The sequence below is a fragment of the Pseudomonas faucium genome (assembly GCF_021602585.1).
Taxonomy (GTDB): domain Bacteria; phylum Pseudomonadota; class Gammaproteobacteria; order Pseudomonadales; family Pseudomonadaceae; genus Aquipseudomonas; species Aquipseudomonas faucium.
This window is the reverse complement of the sequence record NZ_BQIP01000008.1, coordinates 178,427-196,464: the sequence shown is the minus strand read 5'-3', so window position 1 is coordinate 196,464 and position 18,038 is coordinate 178,427. Positions and strand designations below refer to the sequence as shown.

Genomic DNA, 18,038 nt, shown 5'->3' with positions numbered 1-18,038 from the left:
CATCCACCCTCAACGTTCAACAGGAGTGATCGCGCAATGAGTGAAGTAGCAGTCGAGACAGGTATCGGCGACAGCATCATGATCGGCTTGAACGATGCAGTGGCCGGCTGGCATGAGCTGTTTACCAGCGAGCGCAAAAAGCGCCTCGAGCAGACATGCCAGCAGCTGAGGTTCATGCAGCAGGACATTCGCGACGTACAGGTTCTGTATGGGCTTCTGACCGCCGGTTACAACGAAGTCATCCAGCATCTGCTGCTGCAGGCGCAGCAGTTCAAGAACATTTTCCATGTCGAACCCACCGGCGCCTTCGCGGAAGGCGTGGACATCGGCAAGCGCATCTCGCTGTTCACCTCGGGAATCACCAGCGTCGTGGCCACCGGCTCGTACCTCGCCATTGGCACCTCCCGTTTGTGGTCGCTAATGGGGCGGGTGTCCTCGACACCGGTCAACGCAGTCGCCTCGGGGGCCGAGGTCGAAATGGTGCTGATTCAGGGCATCGCGCGGCTGAACGCCGGGGCCAACGTGGCCACGGTAGCCAGCGAAGTCACCGAAACTGCCAGCACCGCACTGCGGGTCACCAACATGGTCGGCAAGGTCGCCTTCTATGCAGGATTGGTGGCGGCGGCGCTGCAAACGGTGCTGCAAGGCATCGAAGTGGCAAACATCCGCAACGCGCAGAAAGAGGTGGAAAGCAACATTCAGGAGCTGGACACGCTGCTCAAGCAGATCAAGGTCGAGCTGCTGGCGCTGTGCGGGGCATTGCGGGCCACCTACGAGGGCGTCACCAAGGTGGAAAACGGCAAGCATGTCGTGCGCCTGCCTGGCGCGCCCGAGCGGGATTTTCTGCTCGAAGACTTCCTTGCCGACATCGAAAGCCTCACCGAACTCATCACCCAGCAAAATGCCACCGATGACAAGGCATTCCAGGATGTGCGGCTTCGCCTGGTGCAAAACCAATCGACACTCAAGGCCGTGTTGGTGCCTGCCCTCACCCAGAGCATGACAGTGCTGGCAACGCTTCAGGACCAGGTGCGCATGGCGTTCAAGATGCTACGCCGCAAACGGCCGCTGGAGGAGGTCGCTGACACGGTCGAGCTGGAGCCTGGCCTGCTCGATCAGTTGGCTGCCTATGTGGAGCAACATCCGCAAGCAGCAACAGCCCCCAATCTGTTCATGAACAAACAGGGTAACCTCGAGCTGATCGACGCTTGATCCCAGGTACGCCTCGCGCTCGCTGCGAGCGCGAGGCGTTGCGCGCCTTCGCTTTCTGCCGCCCCTACAAGGAGCAAGCATCATGACCCTCTTCAACGACATCACCCAAGGCGTGAGCTACGTCATCCAGAGCTTCCACGAAAAGGCCTCCGGGCAGCGCACCCAAGCACTCAAACTGGCGTCCTTGCGTCTCAAATGCCTCGAGCAGAGCCTTGGCGATTGCCAAGCGTTCGGCCAGGCGGCCAGCAGCTACCTGCAGGACGTAGCGGAGCAGCTAGGCCGGGAAATCAAGACCATGAATCGCGTCGCCCCGCCCGACCAACCGAGCCTCAAGCTCCCGGTCGATAGCTGGCGCACACTCTACTCGGCGGGTGGCGGCACCAAGAAAGCGCTGTCCTTCAGCCTCAATGCGCTACGCACCACCCTGTTCATCGGCGAGCTTCGCCGGCTGTCGTTCAGCCAGATGCTGTCATCTGCGCCACTGGCACAGCCTGGCATCGAGATGACCGTGATCGGCGCCGCCAATCGCCCGGTAACCACCGTGGCGGGCACCGCCGAACTCTCGAGCGCTGCGCAATGGGTAAACCGGCTTGCCGCCACGGCGCGCTATTTCGGCATGTTCATGACCGCGTTCGAGCTGTTCATGAGCGCGCGCTCCATTGCGCAAATGCAAGCGCTGCAGGATCAGCTCGAGCAATATGCCCGCGAAGCCGACAAGTACCTGCAAAGCGTTCACGAGACATTCGAACAGATGGTCGCGCAAATGCGCGACCTGTATGTGCCGCTCTCGCAGCAAGGCCCTGACGGGCAAGACCAGTTGATCGATACGCAGGGCAATACGCTCGTGCTGCAAACGCATTTTGCCCAGATCGCTGGGCTGGCCGAATGCCTTGGCGAACAGGTCCATGGTGGCAGTACCGCCCAAGCGGTGAGTGAGCAGCGCCAGCGCATGCAAGCGGTTTTCCCTGAACTGCTAAGGCAGGCGAGCCTGGCCAAGGCGGTTCTCATCGACCAGAGCCAATCGAGGATGCGTGACATTGCCATCCGCGAGAGGCAGGTTCAAACGGCGATGCGTGCGCTCAGAGGCGGCATCGACAACGAACAGGTCAGCGAGATCGTGGGCCTGCCTCAGCGCTTGATCGAGCAGTTGAGCGCTTTCGCCCAAGCCACGGCGGCAACCCCATCCAAGGTGCCGCAACTGGAAACGACGGCCGCAGGCGACTGGGTTGTGCGTTCGCCAGACGCGCCCGCCGCCGAGGCGGCATCAGCCATTTAACCTCAGCGCCGTGCACAAACGCCAAGGGCCCGCACGAGTGCGGGCCCTTGGCGTTTTCAGCAAGCGCTTGCCGGTCAGCACCGGCTAGCGATCACTCCCACTCGATGGTGGCCGGCGGCTTGCTCGACACGTCGTAGGTGACGCGGGAGATGCCGTCGATTTCGTTGATGATGCGGCCGCTGACGGTTTCCAGCAGCTCGTAGGGCAGGTGCGCCCAACGTGCGGTCATGAAGTCCACGGTTTCCACGGCGCGCAGTGCGACGACCCAGGCGTAGCGGCGGCCGTCGCCGACGACGCCCACCGACTTGACCGGCTGGAACACCACGAAGGCCTGGCTGGTCTTGTGGTACCAGTCGGCCTTGCGCAGCTCTTCGATGAAGATGTGGTCAGCGCGACGCAGGATGTCGGCGTATTCCTTCTTCACTTCACCGAGGATCCGCACGCCCAGGCCCGGGCCCGGGAACGGGTGGCGGTAGACCATGTCGTAGGGCAGGCCCAGCTCCAGGCCGATCTTGCGCACTTCGTCCTTGAACAGCTCACGCAGCGGCTCGACCAGCTTGAGGTTCATTTCCTCCGGCAGGCCACCGACGTTGTGGTGCGACTTGATCACGTGGGCCTTGCCGCTCTTGGCGCCAGCCGACTCGATCACGTCCGGGTAGATGGTGCCCTGGGCGAGGAACTGGATGTTGTCCAGCTTGCTGGCTTCGGCATCGAACACGTCGATGAAGGTGCGGCCGATGATCTTGCGCTTCTTCTCCGGGTCCGCTTCGCCTTCCAGGTTGTCGAGGAACTGCTTCTCGGCGTCGGCGCGGATCACCTTGACGCCCATGTTCTCCTTGAACATGGCCATCACCTGGTCGCCTTCGTGCAGGCGCAGCAGGCCGTTGTCGACGAATACGCAGGTCAGCTGGTCGCCGATGGCGCGGTGCAGCAGCGCGGCAACCACGGAGCTGTCGACGCCGCCGGACAGGCCCAGCAGGACGTTGGCCGAACCGACTTGCTCACGCACCTGGGCGATGGCGTCTTCGACGATGTTGGAGGGGGTCCACAGGGCTTCGCAGCCGCAGATGTCCTGCACGAAGCGGGACAGGATGCGACCGCCCTGCTTGGTGTGGGTCACTTCCGGGTGGAACTGCACGCCGTAGTAGCCGCGCGCATCGTCGAACATGCCGGCGATCGGGCAGCTCGGGGTGCTGGCCAGCACGTGGAAGTCGCCCGGCATCTGGGTGACCTTGTCGCCGTGGCTCATCCACACGTCCAGGCCCAGTACGCCGTCGTCGTCGACGTGGTCTTCGATGCCATCGAGCAGGCGGCTCTTGCCGACCACGTCGACGCGGGCATAACCGAACTCACGCAGGTCGGAACCTTCGACCTTGCCGCCCAGTTGCTCGGCCATGGTCTGCATGCCGTAGCAGATGCCCAGCAGCGGTACGTTCAGGTCGAACACGGCCTGCGGCGCGCGCGGGCTGTTGGCTTCGTGGACCGACTCGGGGCCGCCGGCGAGGATGATGCCGCGCGGGTTGAATTCGCGGATCGCTTCATCGTCCATGTCGAACGGGTGCAGCTCGCAGTACACGCCGATTTCGCGCACGCGGCGGGCGATCAGCTGGGTGTACTGGGAACCGAAATCGAGGATGAGGATACGGTGAGCGTGAATGTCGAGGGCCATGACTCAATCTCGTCAGTGGAAATCGGAAACGACGCGGGGCTGTTCGTGACAGCCCCGTTCGGTTATTGCTTGAAGCCTCAGCCTACGCGGTAGTTAGGGGCTTCTTTGGTGATCTGCACGTCATGCACGTGGGACTCGGCCATGCCGGCACCGGTGATGCGCACGAATTCCGGCTTGGTACGCATCTCTTCGATGGTCGCGCTGCCGGTGTAACCCATGGACGAACGCAGGCCGCCCATCAGCTGGTGGATGATCGCAGCCAAGGCGCCCTTGTACGGCACGCGGCCTTCGATGCCTTCCGGTACCAGCTTCTCGGCGCCGGCCGAGGAGTCCTGGAAGTAGCGGTCGGAGGAGCCTTGCGCCTGTGCCATGGCACCCAGCGAGCCCATGCCGCGGTAGGCCTTGTAGGAACGGCCCTGGAACAGCTCGACTTCGCCCGGTGCTTCTTCGGTACCGGCGAACATCGAACCCATCATCACGCAGGACGCACCGGCGACGATGGCCTTGGACAGGTCACCCGAGAAACGGATGCCGCCATCGGCGATCAGCGGCACGCCAGTGCCTTCCAGTGCGGCGGCGACGTTGGCGATGGCGCTGATCTGCGGCACGCCGACACCGGCGACGATGCGGGTGGTGCAGATCGAGCCTGGGCCGATACCGACCTTGACGGCGTCGGCGCCGGCTTCAGCCAGGGCCTTGGCCGCAGCGCCGGTGGCGATGTTGCCGCCGATCACCTGCACTTGCGGGTAGGTTTCCTTGACCCAGCGAACGCGGTCGATCACGCCTTTGGAGTGGCCGTGGGCGGTGTCGACCACCACCACGTCAACGCCGGCGGCAACCAGGGCGGCAACGCGCTCGCCGGTGTCCTTGCCGGTGCCGACCGCAGCGCCGACGCGCAGGCGACCCTGGTCGTCCTTGCTGGCCAGCGGGTAGGCCTTGGCCTTTTCGATGTCCTTGACGGTCATCATGCCCTTGAGGCTGAACTTCTCGTCGACGATCAGGACTTTTTCCAGGCGGTGCTTGTGCAGCAGCTCGCGGACTTCGTTCTTGTCGGCGCCTTCGCGGACGGTGACCAGGCGCTCTTTAGGCGTCATCACGTCGCGTACCTTGGCATCCAGGCGGGTTTCGAAACGCACGTCACGGGAGGTGACGATACCGACCAGGTCGCCGTTCTCCAGCACCGGAACACCCGAAATGTTGTTCAGGCGGGTCAGGTCGAACAGGTCGCGCACGGTGGCGTCGGCTTCGATGGTGATCGGGTCCTTGACCACGCCAGCCTCGAACTTCTTGACCTTGCGCACTTCGCCGGCCTGCTGCTCGATGGTCATGTTCTTGTGGATGATGCCGATACCGCCTTCCTGGGCCATGGCAATGGCCAGGCGCGCTTCGGTCACGGTGTCCATGGCGGCGGATACCAGCGGAATGTTCAGCTCGATGCCACGGGTCAAACGGGTCTTGAGACTGACTTCATTAGGCAGTACCTCGGAATAGCCAGGTACAAGGAGGATATCGTCGAAGGTCAGGGCTTCTTGGCTGATACGCAGCATCGCGGGGGCTCCCGGGCGGGAAAAATGGAAGCGCGCCATTATACTCATCCACGGCGCGCCGCTCAATGCAAAATAAGGGCCTTCGGTCAGCGATCTGGCAGTTTTACCTGCACCACCGCCACTGGCTGGTCGAGCCAGTCGGCAAAGCTGTCGAGAAAGGCCTGGGTAAACCCGGCCTCGCCCCAGTTGTTGAAGATGAACCCGAGGTTGGAAAAGGCACATGGCTGCAAGTAAAGGAAGCCATTGATGTCGTCCTCGAAGCCGCACAGCGGGCAGGTGAAGTTGTCGCTCACCCCCGGCATCCACTCTTCCAGGCTTTCGAACAGAGGCTCGCCCACCTCGCGCCGGCACTGCGGGCAGCCGGCTTCTTCCAGGAAGCCCTCGGTAGGCGTGTAGATGCAGCGCTTGAGCATCACTTCCAGGCCATTTACCGGCTCGCCGAACGGCAGCTTCTCGGGGTGCAGCGCGACCTTGCGCGCACCGGCCGCCAGGGCGTGGCCCATGCGGTTGCCGGTGCGAGCGCAGGTGGTCAACTGCTCTTCGACGACTTTCTCGCGCACTAGCCAGCGCACGATGGCCCTGGCGCGGGCCTCGTGCACCGGCACGGTGGAGAGTTTGGGGACGATGATGCTCTGGGTGTTCATGGGCGAAACGGGCCTGGGGATAGCGGTAATGGCGCAATTCTACCGCTCAGGCACTCAGGTAGCGACCGATCAGCGCCAGGCCGCTGGCCAGCACCAGCCAGGTGACCAGGCGCACGAAGGCTTCGCGGGACAGTTTCAGGCTCAGCCGGCGGCCGGCCCAGAGGCCTGCGAACATCACCGGCAACAGGCAGGCGGCGAGCAGCAGCAGGCCGGTGTCGGCATACACGCCAGCGATCAGGAACAGCGACAGGCGCACCACGGTGCTGCAGCTGATGAGCGCGCTCTGGGTCGCGCGCACCTGCTCTTTCACCTCAAGCCGGGCACTGAGGTAGATGGCATAAAGGAAGCCGCCGCTGCCGAACAAGGCACCGAACAACCCGCCCACCGTGCCCATCGGCACCGCCCAGAAGCCCGCAAGCCTTGCCGGGCGCACCTTCACGACCAGCATGTAGAGCGCATAGGCCGTCACGAAAAGGCCCATCAGCAACAGCAGCAGGTCGCTCTTGAGGTGCAGCAGGAATATCACGCCCAAGGTGCAGCCGATGGCCATGCATGGCAGCAGGCGCAGTAGTTCGCTGCGCACCACGTCGCGGCGCGAAGGCAGCAGGTTGCCGAAGGCGGCGACGAAATCCAGCAACACCAGCAGCGGGATGATCCGCGACAGGGGCATGAAATGGATCAGCACGGGGCCGGCGACCAGCGCGGTGCCGAAGCCGGCGATGCCGAAGACGATGTAGGCCACGGCGATGGCCAGGAGGATGGGCAGCCAGTCGAATGCGGACAGCGAGAGTTGGGCAAGCATGGGGTCAGTTCCAGAAGAGGCAGGCACAGGGTAGCGCGTCCTGGCCCGATTGCCGGCAAGCCGACGCCACAGGGATCAGCGCCGACCTTGTGGGAGCCGGCTTGCCGGCGACAGGGCCGGGACAGACAAGCGGGCCTGATGTCCTTTATGATGCCCGCCATGATCAAAGACCCCTTCGAACGACTCGGCCTGGACCGCGAGGTCCTCACCGTCAGCCAGCTCAACGGCCGCGCCCGCGTGCTGCTGGAAGACGTGTTCCGCAGCGTCTGGGTGGAAGGCGAGATTTCCAACCTCGCCCGCCCGGCCTCCGGCCACATGTACTTCACCCTCAAGGACAGCGGCGCCCAGGTGCGCTGCGCGCTGTTCCGCCAGAGCGCCACGCGCGTGCGCCAGGCCCTGCGCGATGGCCTGGCGGTGCGGGTGCGCGGCAAGGTTTCGCTGTTCGAAGGGCGTGGCGACTACCAGCTGATCCTCGACACGGTGGAACCGGCCGGTGACGGCGCCCTGCGCCTGGCCTTCGAGGCACTGAAGGAAAAGCTCGGAGCCGAGGGGCTGTTCAGCGCCGAACGCAAGCAGCCGCTGCCCGCCCACCCACGGCGCATCGGCATCATCACCTCGCCCACTGGCGCGGTGATCCGCGACATCATCAGCGTGTTCGCCCGCCGCGCACCGCAGGTCGAGCTGAACCTGATCCCCACCGCCGTGCAGGGCCGCGAGGCGATCAAGCAGATCGTGCGCGCGTTGCAGCAGGCCGACCGGCTGGGCTTCGACGCGCTGATCCTGGCCCGCGGCGGCGGCTCGCTTGAAGACCTCTGGTGCTTCAACGAAGAAGCCGTGGCGCGCGCCGTGGCCGCCTGCGTGACGCCGATCGTCAGCGCCGTGGGCCATGAAACCGACGTGTCGATCAGCGACTTCGTCGCCGACGTGCGCGCCCCCACGCCGTCGGCCGCCGCCGAGCTGCTGGCGCCCGACAACAGTGGCCTGCAGCAGCGCCTGGACGGCCTGCAACGGCGCCTGCTGCTGCGCATGCAGAACCGCCTGACCCATGACCGCCTGCGCCTGGATTCGCTGGCCCGGCGCCTGCGCCACCCCGGCGAGCGCCTGCGCCAGCAGGCCCAGCGCCTGGACGACCTGGACATGCGCCTGCGCCGGGCCTTCCTGCTCAACCTCAACCAGCGCCGCGAGCGCCTGGGGCGCCTCGACACGCGCCTGGCCGCGCAGCACCCCGGGCGCACCCTGAAGCTGCTCGGCCAGCGCCTGGACAGCCTCGCCGAGCGCCTGCCACGGGCCATGCGCGAGGTGCTCAAGGACCGCCGCCAGCGCTTCCAGGCGCAGCTGCAGACGCTGCAGGTGGTCAGCCCGCTGGCCACCCTGGCGCGCGGCTACAGCATCCTGCTCGACGAGCGCGGCCAGGCCATCCGCAGCGCCGAGCAGACCCGCAACGGCCAGCGCCTGACCGCACGCCTGAACGAAGGCGAGCTGCAGGTGCGGGTCGAGGACAACCACCTGACCCCGGTCACCCTCTCTCTACTGGACTGACACATGCCTCGCCTGTTCGCGCCCCTGCTCGCCCTTTCTCTCCTGCTGGTGGCCAGTGGTGCCCAGGCCAGCTACATCACCCGCACCCTGAACAAGCCCGTGCCCGGTGGCGTGGCCGTGGTCGACCTCGGCCCGGCGGCCGCCGCGCCCGGCGCACGCTTCGATGGCAAGCCGGTGCTGGTGGTCAAGGAGCAGGACAACTGGCTGGCCATCGTCGGCATTCCGCTGACCCAGAAGCCCGGCACCGCCGTGCTGACCCAGGGCGGGCGCACCCTGCCCTTCACGGTTGGCAGCAAGAAGTACCCCGAGCAGCACATCACCTTGAAGAACACCCGCCAGGTCAACCCGAACCCGGACGACCTCAAGCGCATCGACCGCGAGCTGGCCGAGCAGATCAAGGCCTACCGCAGCTTCAGCCCCAACCTGCCGAGCAACCTGGTGCTGGACAAGCCGGTCAGCGGGCCGCTGTCGAGCAAGTTCGGCGTGCGCCGCTTCTTCAATGGCGAGGAACGCAACCCGCATGCCGGGCTGGACTTCGCGGTGCCGGCGGGCACGCCGATCAAGACCCCGGCCAATGGCAAGGTGATCCTGGTGGGTGACTACTTCTTCAACGGCCGCACGGTGTTCGTCGACCATGGGCAAGGCTTCATCAGCATGTTCTGCCACATGTCGAAGATCGATGTGAATGTCGGCCAGCAGTTGCGCCGTGGCGAGGTGGTCGGCCGGGTCGGCTCGACCGGGCGCGCGACCGGGCCGCACATGCACTGGAACGTCAGCCTGAACGATGCGCGGGTGGACCCGGCGATCTTCATCGGTGCGTTCCAGCCCTGAGGTCGCGGCGCCGCTGCCCTTGTGGGAGCCGGCTTGCCGGCGATGAGGCCAACACGGTGCTTGCGCGATCAAAAAATACCGCGCAACACATTAAAAGCTCGAAAAGATTCTTAGCCATAAAATCTCGCCATCCGGCCTTTTTTAAGCATTTCTCTCAATTTTCTGCCAGCACTTGCCATCCCTGACCCCACTGGTTAGGGTTGAAGGCATGAAAACCTTCAGCACCCTCATCCTGCTCCGACAACATCGCAGCCTCTGCCTGGTCAGCGCCCGACTACCAGGCTGAATCGCGTCGCCTCGCCTCCTCATCTCGTTATCGCTCGGCAGGCCCGATCTCGGCCGCACATAAAAGGATTGCTTCCATGTCCATGCTCAAAGACCCATCGAAGAAATACCGCGCTTTCCCGACCATCGACCTGCCTGACCGCACCTGGCCGTCGAAGACCATCACCGAAGCGCCGATCTGGTGCAGCTCCGACCTGCGTGATGGCAACCAGTCGCTGATCGAGCCGATGGACTCGGAGAAGAAGCTGCGCTTCTGGAAGACCCTGGTGCAGGTTGGCGTGAAGGAAATCGAAGCCTCGTTCCCGTCCGCTTCGCAAACCGACTTCGACTTCGTGCGCACCCTGATCGAAGACGGCCACATCCCGGACGACACCACCATCCAGGTGCTCACCCAGGCCCGTGAAGACCTGATCGCGCGCACCTTCGAATCGCTGCGCGGGGCCAAGAAGGCCATCGTTCACCTGTACAACGCCACCAGCCCGTCGTTCCGCCGCATCGTCTTCAACCAGGACAAGCAAGGCGTGAAGGACATCGCGGTGAACGCGGCCAAGCTGTTCGTCAAATACGCCGCCCAGCAGCCGGAAACCCAGTGGACCTTCCAGTACTCGCCCGAGACCTTCAGCGCCACGGAGCTGGAGTTCGCCAAGGAAGTCTGCGACGCCGTCATCGAAGTGTGGAACCCAACCCCTGAGCACAAGCTCATCCTCAACCTGCCGGCCACCGTCGAAGTCGCCACGCCGAACATCTACGCCGACCAGATCGAGTGGTTCTGCCGCAACATCAGCCGCCGCGACAGCGTGATCATCAGCCTGCACTGCCACAACGACCGTGGCACCGGCATCGCCGCCACCGAACTGGGCCTGATGGCCGGCGCCGACCGCGCCGAAGGCTGCCTGTTCGGCAACGGCGAGCGCACCGGCAACGTCGACCTGGTGACTCTGGCGCTGAACCTCTACACCCAGGGCATCGACCCTGGCCTGGACTTCTCCGACATCGACGGCGTGCGCAAGGTGGTCGAAGAGTGCAACCAGCTGCCGGTGCACCCGCGTCACCCTTATGTCGGCGATCTGGTCCACACCGCCTTCTCCGGCTCGCACCAGGATGCCATCCGCAAGGGCTTCGCCAAGCAGCAGGAAGGCGAGCTGTGGGAAGTGCCGTACCTGCCGATCGACCCGGCCGACATCGGCCGCAGCTACGAGGCGGTGATCCGCGTCAACAGCCAGTCCGGCAAGGGCGGTATCACCTACCTGCTCGAACAGGAATACGGCATCAGCCTGCCGCGCCGCATGCAGATCGAGTTCAGCCAGGTGGTGCAGGGTGAAACCGACCGCCTGGGCCTGGAAATGACCGCCCAGCAGATCTACAGCCTGCTGCACAAGGAATACCTCCAGGCCAACAGCCCGTATGCCCTGGTCAGCCACCGCCTGCAGGAAGAAAACGGCCACAGCGCCGTGGAAGTGGAAGTCGCCGGCGAAGGCGAAACCACCCTGCACTGGCGCGGCAAGGGCAATGGCGCCCTGGAAGCCCTGGTGGCCGGCCTGCCGGTTGCCGTGGAGATCATGGACTACAACGAGCACGCCATCGGTGCCGGCACCAACGCCAAGGCGGCGGCCTACATCGAACTGCGCGTGGCCGGTGGCCGTCCGGTGCACGGCGTGGGTATCGATGAGAACATCACCACCGCCAGCTTCAAGGCACTGTTCAGTGCGCTGAACCGCTCGCTGAGCCAGCAAGAGGCCAAGGCGGCGTAAGCTGCCGGTTGGTGCTCAAGAGCCCGCATCCTGGATGCGGGCTTTTTTATTGCCTGTACCGGCCCCATCGCCGGCAAGCCGGCTTCCACAAGTCCCCCCGCAGCTTCTGTGGGAGCCGGCTTGCCGGCGATAGGGCCAGCGCAACCCACACAAAACCTGCAGGCAAAAAAAAGGGGCGCCGACCAAGCGCCCCATAAGCCGTAAAGCACACAACGAATTCGCTTTCAGTCCAGCAGCGCCATGGCCTCGGCGCTGCACGCCTCGATCCGCGCCCACTCGCCGTTCTTGATCCAGCTGCTGTCGAGCATCCAGGTCCCGCCCACGCACATCACATTGGGCAAGGCCATGTAGTTGCGCACATTGGCAGGGTTCACCCCGCCCGTCGGGCAGAAGCGGATATCCCCAAACGGGCCGGCAAAGGCCTTGATCGCCGCCACGCCACCGCTGATTTCCGCGGGGAACAGCTTGAAGCGGCGGTAGCCCAGGGCATACCCCATCATGATTTCCGACGGCGTGCTGATGCCAGGCAGCAGCGGGATCTCGCTGTCCACGCCCGCTTCGAGAATGTCCGGGGTGATGCCCGGGGTGACGACGAACTGCGCGCCAGCCGCTTCAACCGCCGCGAACATGCTGCGATCGAGCACGGTACCGGCGCCTACGCACAACTCCGGGCGCTGCTCGCGCAGCACCTGGATGGCCTTCAGGCCATGCTGGGAGCGCAAGGTCACTTCCAGGGTGCGGATGCCGCCGGCAGCCAGGGCGTCGGCCAGCGGCAGGATGTCTTGCTCACGGGCGATGGTGATTACCGGCAGAATGCGCGCCGCGCCGCAGATCGCATCGATCCGGGCAGCTTTCTCGGCCATCGAGAGCTTGGGCTGTGGGCGTTCAAGGGTGGTCATGACAGTGGATCCTTGGCTCATGGGCACCAGTAGATGTCCAGGGGGTCGTGAAGAAAGGCGCGAATCGGCATTTCGGTAGTGTCGTTGCCCGCCAGCGCGGCGCGCAGGGTAGCGAGTTTGCCCGGGCCTTGCACGGACAGCGCGATGAAGCCAGCGCTGGCCAGCAGCGAACGGGTCATCGACAGGCGCTGGTGCGGCACGCTCGGCGCCAGCATCGCCAGGCAGCGGCGCTGGCTGTCGCGCGCCAGGCCCTCGGCCAGGTGGGGGCTGTTGGGGAACAGCGACGCGGTATGGCCATCGTCGCCCATGCCCAACACCAGCACATCGATGGCTGGCAGCGCGGCCAGCGCCTGGTCGGCGCCCAGCGCGGCTGCATCGAGGCTCTCGGCCTGGCGGTAAAGGCCAAGGAAACGCGCCTTGGCCGCCGCCCCCTTGAACAGGTGGCGGGCCAGCAGGCCGGCGTTGCTGTCGGCGTGTTCCACCGGCACCCAGCGCTCGTCGGCCAGGCTAACGGTCACCTTCGGCCAGTCCAGCACCTCGGTAGCCAGCTGTTCGAGAAACGGCACCGGGCTACGGCCGCCCGACAGCACCAGGCACGCCTGGCCCTTGGCACTGATCGCCGCGCGCAGGCGCTCGGCCACATCACGCGCCAGGGTCGTCGATAGCGCCTTGGCGTCAGCCAGTGCATGCGCCTTCACGCTTGCCGGCAGTTTCAGCTCAGATATCCCCATACCACGCCCTCCCATCACGTGTGATCAATGCAATCGAACTCATTGGCCCCCAGGTCCCCGCCGCATACGGCTTGGGGGCATCGCCCGCGTTGCGCCAGCCGGCGATGAGCTGGTCGCACCACTTCCAGGCGTACTCGATCTCATCCTTGCGCACGAACAGGTTCTGGTTGCCACGCATCACTTCGAGCAACAAGCGCTCGTAGGCATCCGGAATCCGCGCAGTACGCCAGGTGTCGGAAAAATTCAGTTGCAGCGGCCCACTGCGCAGCTGCATGCCCTTGTCCAGGCCCTGCTCCTTGGTCATCACCCGCAAGGAAATGCCCTCGTCCGGCTGCAGGCGGATGATCAGCTTGTTGCCGATCTGCAGGCGCTGCTCGGGGGCGAAGATGTAGTGCGGCGTTTCCTTGAAGTGGATGACGATCTGCGAGAGTTTCTGCGGCATGCGCTTGCCGGTGCGCAGGTAGAACGGCACGCCCGACCAGCGCCAGTTGCGGATGTCGGCGCGCAGGGCGACGAAGGTTTCGGTGTCGCTCTGGGCGTTGGCGTTGTCTTCCTCGAGGTAGCCGGGCACCGCCTTGCCGTCGCTGTAGCCGGCGATGTACTGGCCGCGCACCACGCGGGTGCTCAGGCCGTCGCCGGTGATCGGCGCCAGCGCCTTGAGCACCTTGACCTTCTCGTCGCGGATGCTGTCGGCCGAGAGGTCGCTGGGCGGGTCCATGGCGATCAGGCACAGCAGCTGCAGCAGGTGATTCTGGATCATGTCGCGCAGTTGCCCGGCCTTGTCGAAGTAACCCCAGCGGCCTTCGATGCCGACCTTTTCGGCCACGGTGATCTCCACGTGGGAAATCGAATTCTGGTTCCACTGGGTTTCGAACAGGCTGTTGGCAAAGCGCAGGGCGATCAGGTTCTGCACCGTCTCTTTGCCCAGGTAGTGGTCGATGCGGTACACCCGGCTTTCCGGGAAGAAGCGCGCCACCGCATCGTTGACCCGGCGGGACGACTCCAGGTCGTGGCCGATGGGCTTTTCCAGCACCACCCGGGTGCGTGCGGCGAGGCCCGCCTTGTCGAGGTTTTCACAGATCGCGCCATACACCGCGGCGGCAGTGGCGAAGTAGGCGATCAGCGGCTGCTCGCCGGGAGCCTGCTCGGCCAGGGCCTGGTAGCCCTCTGGCTGCAGGAAGTCCAGGTGCTGGTAACGCAGGCGGGCGAGAAAACGCTCCAGCGCCGCAGGCTCCAGGTCGGCGTCGGCGACGTGCCGGCGCAGGTGGGTTTCGATGGTAGCCAGATGCTCCTGGGCACTGCCGGCCTCGCGGGCCAGGGCCAGCAGGCGGGTATCGGCGTGCAGCAGGTGGGCGCGGTCGAGCTGGTAGAGCGCAGGAAACAGCTTGCGCAATGCCAGGTCGCCCAGGGCGCCAAACAGGGCAAAGGTGCAAGGTTCGACACTGATCGCAGCCATGATGTTGGTTCTTTCCTAAAGTTGGTCTAGGAATACCGCTTTCACATACGGTTTTCAAGGAAAAATGTAGTAAAAACCACAACATTACACACAAAGGTTACAGACAAGTGGTGCGCCACCCGCACCAACAGTACGATACATGACCCTGCAAAAAGCCTGCTGCTCCGTCAGCCGGCTGTCTTCCCGACCCAAGGACATCCCCATGGACCGCGTGCGAAACCTCCTGGAGCAGATCCAGGGACGCCTCGACGAGCTGAACAAGGCCGAACGCAAAGTCGCCGAAGTCATCCTGCTCAACCCGCAACAAGCCACCCGCTTCAGCATTGCCGCGCTGGCCCAGGCGGCCAAGGTCAGCGAGCCGACCGTCAACCGCTTCTGCCGCTCGTTCGGCGTCAACGGCTACCCGGAGCTCAAGCTGCAACTGGCGCAGAGCCTGGCCAGCGGCGCGGCCTACGTCAGCCGTGCGGTGGAAGCCGACGATGACCCGGCGGCCTACACCCAGAAAATCTTCGGCAGCGCCATCGCCTCGCTCGACGCCGCCTGCCAGCAACTCGACCCGCAGCAGGTCAGCCGCGCCGTGGACATGATGATCCAGGCCCGGCAGATCCACTTCTTCGGCCTCGGCGCTTCGGCGCCGGTGGCCCTGGATGCCCAGCACAAGTTCTTCCGCTTCAACCTGGCGGTGTCGGCCCACGCCGACGTGCTGATGCAGCGCATGCTGGCCTCGGTGGCCCACACCGGCGACCTGTTCGTGATCATCTCCTACACCGGGCGCACCCGCGAACTGGTCGAGGTGGCGCGCCTGGCGCGGGAAAACGGCGCCTCGGTGCTCGGCCTCACCGCCGCCGGCTCGCCGCTGGCCCAGGCCTGCAGCCTGAGCCTGCATATTCCGCTGCCCGAAGACACCGACATCTACATGCCGATGACCTCGCGGATCATCCAGCTCACCGTGCTCGACGTGCTGGCCACCGGTATGACCCTGCGCCGTGGCGTGGACTTCCAGCCGCACCTGCGCAAGATCAAGGAAAGCCTCAACGCCAGCCGCTACCCGATCGAGGACGACGAACTCAACTGAGCCGGTGCGCCTGCAGCCGCAAATGGGCGCGCTGCCCCGGCGCCAGGCTCAGGCCCTCGCCGCTGCCGCTGGCCGCCTCGACGCAGACGAAGCCCTGGCTCTCGCGCCCGCTCACGCCCATCAACGGGCGGTTACCGGGGTGCCAGACCACCGTGTCGTCGCTGTCGCCGGTGTCGATGCACAGCTCGCGCTGCCAGGCCGGGTCCTGCAGCTGCACCCGTGGCGTGCCCGGGTAGACCTTCTGGCAGCCGCCCTTGAGCTTCAAGGCGCCACCCTCGCGGCAGGCCTGGCGGTTGAGGCGGTCGTAGCCTTCGATGTCTTCCAGCCCAGACAGCGCTATCTCGGCAACGTCACTGATACGCCAATAGGCCAGCAGCGCATGGCTCAGCTGGCACGGTTCGCTGTCCTGGTGCTCGGTGCTCAGGCTCAGCTCCATGCGGCTGCCCAGCCGGGCCTGCAGGTCGACCTGCCAGTCGCACAGGTCCAGGCGCCATTTCAGCGTCACGCCCTCCTCGCCCTCGCGGCTGTCCACCAGCTTCCAGTCCAGCAGCCGGGCCCAGCCATGGGCCGGCCACAAATCTTCGCTGGGGTGGCGGCCATACCAGGGCCAGCACACCGGCACGCCCCCGCGGATCGCCCCCACCTGCGGCCACTGCTCGGCGCACCACAGCCAGGGCCGCTCTCCGGCAGGCTGAAAGTGCAGCAGTTGCGCGCCCTGGCGGCTGAACACCGCCTGGCAACGGGGGTGATCGATGATCAGCACATCGCGCTGCTGGTAACGCTCCCACTCGAACGTCGGCCTGGGCCGTTGCGAGGCAAAGAAGCGATGTAGCGGATGTTCGGGCATGGTTCCAAGCTCTTGTTGTTTGAGATAGCGCTGTCTCGGCCTATCCCCGACAACCACTGCAAGCCAGTGGATGCCGGGAGCCGAATTGGATTGGCGTAAATTTACAACAAATCGGCTTAGAAAGACGACTGAATCTTCAGCCCGGCGACCAGCGCGTTGTCCACCTCGTCGACCCCGCCCGGGCTCTTGATGTACTGCAGGTTGGGCCGCACGGTGAGCCAGTTGGTGACGTGGAAGCCGTAGTAGAGCTCGGCGTTGTATTCGGTGCGTTGCAGCGGCACGAAGCCTGGGTTGTCGTAGTCGTCGATACCGCTCTGGGCATTGAGCAGCTCGGCCCGTTTCTTCACGTCGTCGTTGACGTGAATGCGCGCCACGCCGAAGCCGATATCGTCCTTGGGCCGGGCATCGAATGCGCCCTTGTACACCAGGCCGACCTGCTGGTAGTTGTCGACCACGTTGGTGGCCTTGTCGTGCACGGTGAAGTTGGCGAACAGGCTCAGGCCGCGGTTGACGTCGCCGCCATGGGCCGTGACCTGCTGCTGCGCCACCACCCACCAGCCGTGCTTGCTCGAATGCGACTTGAAGTCTGCGCCGCTCAGCGCCTGTGGGTTGCCGTTGACATCGTCATACACGTCATCGGCCTTGGCCGTGCTGTAGTAGTAACCCAGGCGGTATTCGCCCGGCAGGTCGTTGACCTTGGGCGACCAGACCATTTCCACCGGCAGGATCGCGCCCTTGGTGCCGCTGCCGCTGAGCTTGAAGCCATTGCCGGTTTCCAGGTTCGAGGGGTTCTGCTCGAACGCGCCAACCTGGACGAAAAACTCTGGCGTGATGTTGTACTTGACCCGCAGCGCCCATTGGCTGACCGGCCAGTTGTACCAGATGCCGCCCACCCAGTTGCCCACCTGCGAGCCGCAGAAGGCCAGGTTCTGGAAGTCGCAGGGGAAGCTGTTGAAGTCTTCGCCCTCGCCGAAGCGGCCGAATTTCACGTCCAGCGCGCCGTCGAAGTACTTCTGCTTGACCCACATCTGCGTCAGCCGCCAGGTCTGGCCGCGGCCCCACACCTCCTGCACCGAGCTGAACTGCCCGGCACGCGGGTCGCTGATGCGGTCGTTGGACAGGTTGCGCCCGCTGCGCTCGGTGATCGCCAGCTTGAACTCGGCATCGTGCCACCCGAGGATCTTCTGCAGGTCCAGGTGCGCGCCAAGGGCGAACTGGTCGCTGTAGCGGGCGGTCTTGTCGTCGTTGTAGCCGCCATTGAGGTTACCGGCCACTTCTCCTACATAGTCGAGGGTGAAGTCGTAGCCCTTTTCCAGCAGTTCGGTGCGAGTGCCGCCCCAGTCGCCGGTCATCCATTTCGACTCGCTGGAAAAGGCCTCGGCCGCCTGCACGCCGCTGCTGCCGACCGCAGCGAGCAACGCCAACGAGCCCAAGGTCCTGATGCGATTGCGCTGTTCCATCCCTTTGCGTCCTC

Annotated in this window: 15 protein-coding genes; 6 read left to right on the top strand and 9 right to left on the bottom strand. The window is 64.9% G+C overall.

Features of this window, described 5'->3' with window-relative positions:
- The first annotated feature begins 36 nt into the window (after nucleotides 1-36).
- Together L6D75_RS12055 and L6D75_RS12050 are read left to right on the top strand one after the other, a co-directional pair.
- Nucleotides 37-1,212, top strand: a complete 1,176-nt coding sequence (locus tag L6D75_RS12055; RefSeq protein ID WP_176514692.1) for a hypothetical protein — start codon at nucleotides 37-39, stop codon at nucleotides 1,210-1,212.
- Nucleotides 1,213-1,294: 82 nt separating this feature from the next.
- On the top strand, nucleotides 1,295-2,488 hold the full coding sequence (locus L6D75_RS12050; protein WP_176514691.1) for a hypothetical protein: 1,194 nt from the start codon (nucleotides 1,295-1,297) through the stop codon (nucleotides 2,486-2,488).
- A 91-nt stretch (nucleotides 2,489-2,579) separates the two neighbouring features.
- Here L6D75_RS12050 and guaA read toward each other — a convergent pair whose 3' ends face one another.
- The 4 genes from guaA to L6D75_RS12030 form a co-directional block, all read right to left on the bottom strand.
- Complete coding sequence (guaA, locus tag L6D75_RS12045) at nucleotides 2,580-4,157, bottom strand: glutamine-hydrolyzing GMP synthase (RefSeq protein ID WP_176514690.1); 1,578 nt, start codon at nucleotides 4,155-4,157, stop codon at nucleotides 2,580-2,582.
- 77 nt (nucleotides 4,158-4,234) lie between these two features.
- Nucleotides 4,235-5,704, bottom strand: coding sequence for an IMP dehydrogenase (gene guaB, locus L6D75_RS12040; RefSeq protein WP_176514689.1), 1,470 nt, complete (start codon nucleotides 5,702-5,704; stop codon nucleotides 4,235-4,237).
- An 86-nt stretch (nucleotides 5,705-5,790) separates the two neighbouring features.
- Entirely contained in the window at nucleotides 5,791-6,348 is a 558-nt protein-coding gene (locus L6D75_RS12035; RefSeq protein WP_176514688.1) for a sugar ABC transporter ATPase, read from the bottom strand.
- A 46-nt stretch (nucleotides 6,349-6,394) separates the two neighbouring features.
- Nucleotides 6,395-7,150: a sulfite exporter TauE/SafE family protein gene (locus tag L6D75_RS12030; RefSeq protein ID WP_176514687.1), complete on the bottom strand. Its 756-nt coding sequence runs from the start codon at nucleotides 7,148-7,150 to the stop codon at nucleotides 6,395-6,397.
- Between the two features lie 159 nt (nucleotides 7,151-7,309).
- Here L6D75_RS12030 and xseA point away from each other — a divergent pair, with 159 nt between their 5' ends.
- The 3 genes from xseA to leuA all read left to right on the top strand — a co-directional run bounded on the left by xseA (nucleotide 7,310) and on the right by leuA (nucleotide 11,556).
- The gene (xseA, locus tag L6D75_RS12025) at nucleotides 7,310-8,689 is read left to right on the top strand and encodes an exodeoxyribonuclease VII large subunit (RefSeq protein ID WP_176514686.1); all 1,380 of its coding nucleotides are present in this window, start codon (nucleotides 7,310-7,312) and stop codon (nucleotides 8,687-8,689) included.
- 3 nt (nucleotides 8,690-8,692) lie between these two features.
- Complete coding sequence (locus tag L6D75_RS12020) at nucleotides 8,693-9,520, top strand: peptidoglycan DD-metalloendopeptidase family protein (protein WP_176514684.1); 828 nt, start codon at nucleotides 8,693-8,695, stop codon at nucleotides 9,518-9,520.
- A 362-nt stretch (nucleotides 9,521-9,882) separates the two neighbouring features.
- Entirely contained in the window at nucleotides 9,883-11,556 is a 1,674-nt protein-coding gene (gene leuA / locus L6D75_RS12015) for a 2-isopropylmalate synthase (protein WP_176514682.1), read from the top strand.
- Nucleotides 11,557-11,780: 224 nt separating this feature from the next.
- On the opposite strand, the gene L6D75_RS12010 is transcribed toward leuA, so the two are convergent.
- Genes L6D75_RS12010 through zwf form a run of 3 tightly spaced genes read right to left on the bottom strand, consistent with a single transcriptional unit; the run spans nucleotide 11,781 to nucleotide 14,642 of the window.
- The gene (locus tag L6D75_RS12010) at nucleotides 11,781-12,455 is read right to left on the bottom strand and encodes a bifunctional 4-hydroxy-2-oxoglutarate aldolase/2-dehydro-3-deoxy-phosphogluconate aldolase (RefSeq protein ID WP_176514680.1); all 675 of its coding nucleotides are present in this window, start codon (nucleotides 12,453-12,455) and stop codon (nucleotides 11,781-11,783) included.
- 17 nt (nucleotides 12,456-12,472) lie between these two features.
- Complete coding sequence (pgl, locus tag L6D75_RS12005; protein ID WP_176514679.1) at nucleotides 12,473-13,186, bottom strand: 6-phosphogluconolactonase; 714 nt, start codon at nucleotides 13,184-13,186, stop codon at nucleotides 12,473-12,475.
- On the bottom strand, nucleotides 13,173-14,642 hold the full coding sequence (gene zwf / locus L6D75_RS12000) for a glucose-6-phosphate dehydrogenase (RefSeq protein ID WP_176514678.1): 1,470 nt from the start codon (nucleotides 14,640-14,642) through the stop codon (nucleotides 13,173-13,175). The genes pgl and zwf overlap by 14 nt, the downstream gene beginning before the upstream one ends.
- A 211-nt stretch (nucleotides 14,643-14,853) precedes the next feature.
- On the opposite strand from zwf, the gene hexR reads away from it, so the two are divergent.
- Nucleotides 14,854-15,717 carry a DNA-binding transcriptional regulator HexR gene (gene hexR, locus L6D75_RS11995; RefSeq protein ID WP_176514750.1) on the top strand — a complete coding sequence of 288 codons (864 nt, stop codon included), beginning with the start codon at nucleotides 14,854-14,856 and terminating at the stop codon, nucleotides 15,715-15,717.
- On the opposite strand, the gene L6D75_RS11990 is transcribed toward hexR, so the two are convergent.
- Both L6D75_RS11990 and L6D75_RS11985 read right to left on the bottom strand, forming a co-directional pair.
- Complete coding sequence (locus tag L6D75_RS11990) at nucleotides 15,710-16,564, bottom strand: D-hexose-6-phosphate mutarotase (RefSeq protein ID WP_176514677.1); 855 nt, start codon at nucleotides 16,562-16,564, stop codon at nucleotides 15,710-15,712. The genes hexR and L6D75_RS11990 overlap by 8 nt on opposite strands.
- Nucleotides 16,565-16,680: 116 nt before the next feature.
- A complete protein-coding gene (locus L6D75_RS11985) occupies nucleotides 16,681-18,024 on the bottom strand; it encodes a carbohydrate porin (protein WP_176514676.1) in 1,344 nt (447 codons plus the stop codon).
- Nucleotides 18,025-18,038: the final 14 nt, after the last annotated feature.

What these genes read in the sequence shown, in the direction of transcription:
- L6D75_RS12010 (WP_176514680.1), bottom strand. Translation starts at nt 12,455, where the DNA reads ATGACCACCCTTGAACGCCCACAGCCCAAGCTCTCGATGGCCGAGAAA.
- L6D75_RS12050 (WP_176514691.1), top strand. Translation starts at nt 1,295, where the DNA reads ATGACCCTCTTCAACGACATCACCCAAGGCGTGAGCTACGTCATCCAG.
- L6D75_RS12055 (WP_176514692.1), top strand. Translation starts at nt 37, where the DNA reads ATGAGTGAAGTAGCAGTCGAGACAGGTATCGGCGACAGCATCATGATC.
- L6D75_RS12030 (WP_176514687.1), bottom strand. Translation starts at nt 7,150, where the DNA reads ATGCTTGCCCAACTCTCGCTGTCCGCATTCGACTGGCTGCCCATCCTC.
- L6D75_RS12035 (WP_176514688.1), bottom strand. Translation starts at nt 6,348, where the DNA reads ATGAACACCCAGAGCATCATCGTCCCCAAACTCTCCACCGTGCCGGTG.
- L6D75_RS11990 (WP_176514677.1), bottom strand. Translation starts at nt 16,564, where the DNA reads ATGCCCGAACATCCGCTACATCGCTTCTTTGCCTCGCAACGGCCCAGG.
- xseA (WP_176514686.1), top strand. Translation starts at nt 7,310, where the DNA reads ATGATCAAAGACCCCTTCGAACGACTCGGCCTGGACCGCGAGGTCCTC.
- L6D75_RS12020 (WP_176514684.1), top strand. Translation starts at nt 8,693, where the DNA reads ATGCCTCGCCTGTTCGCGCCCCTGCTCGCCCTTTCTCTCCTGCTGGTG.
- guaB (WP_176514689.1), bottom strand. Translation starts at nt 5,704, where the DNA reads ATGCTGCGTATCAGCCAAGAAGCCCTGACCTTCGACGATATCCTCCTT.
- L6D75_RS11985 (WP_176514676.1), bottom strand. Translation starts at nt 18,024, where the DNA reads ATGGAACAGCGCAATCGCATCAGGACCTTGGGCTCGTTGGCGTTGCTC.
- zwf (WP_176514678.1), bottom strand. Translation starts at nt 14,642, where the DNA reads ATGGCTGCGATCAGTGTCGAACCTTGCACCTTTGCCCTGTTTGGCGCC.
- pgl (WP_176514679.1), bottom strand. Translation starts at nt 13,186, where the DNA reads ATGGGGATATCTGAGCTGAAACTGCCGGCAAGCGTGAAGGCGCATGCA.
- guaA (WP_176514690.1), bottom strand. Translation starts at nt 4,157, where the DNA reads ATGGCCCTCGACATTCACGCTCACCGTATCCTCATCCTCGATTTCGGT.
- leuA (WP_176514682.1), top strand. Translation starts at nt 9,883, where the DNA reads ATGTCCATGCTCAAAGACCCATCGAAGAAATACCGCGCTTTCCCGACC.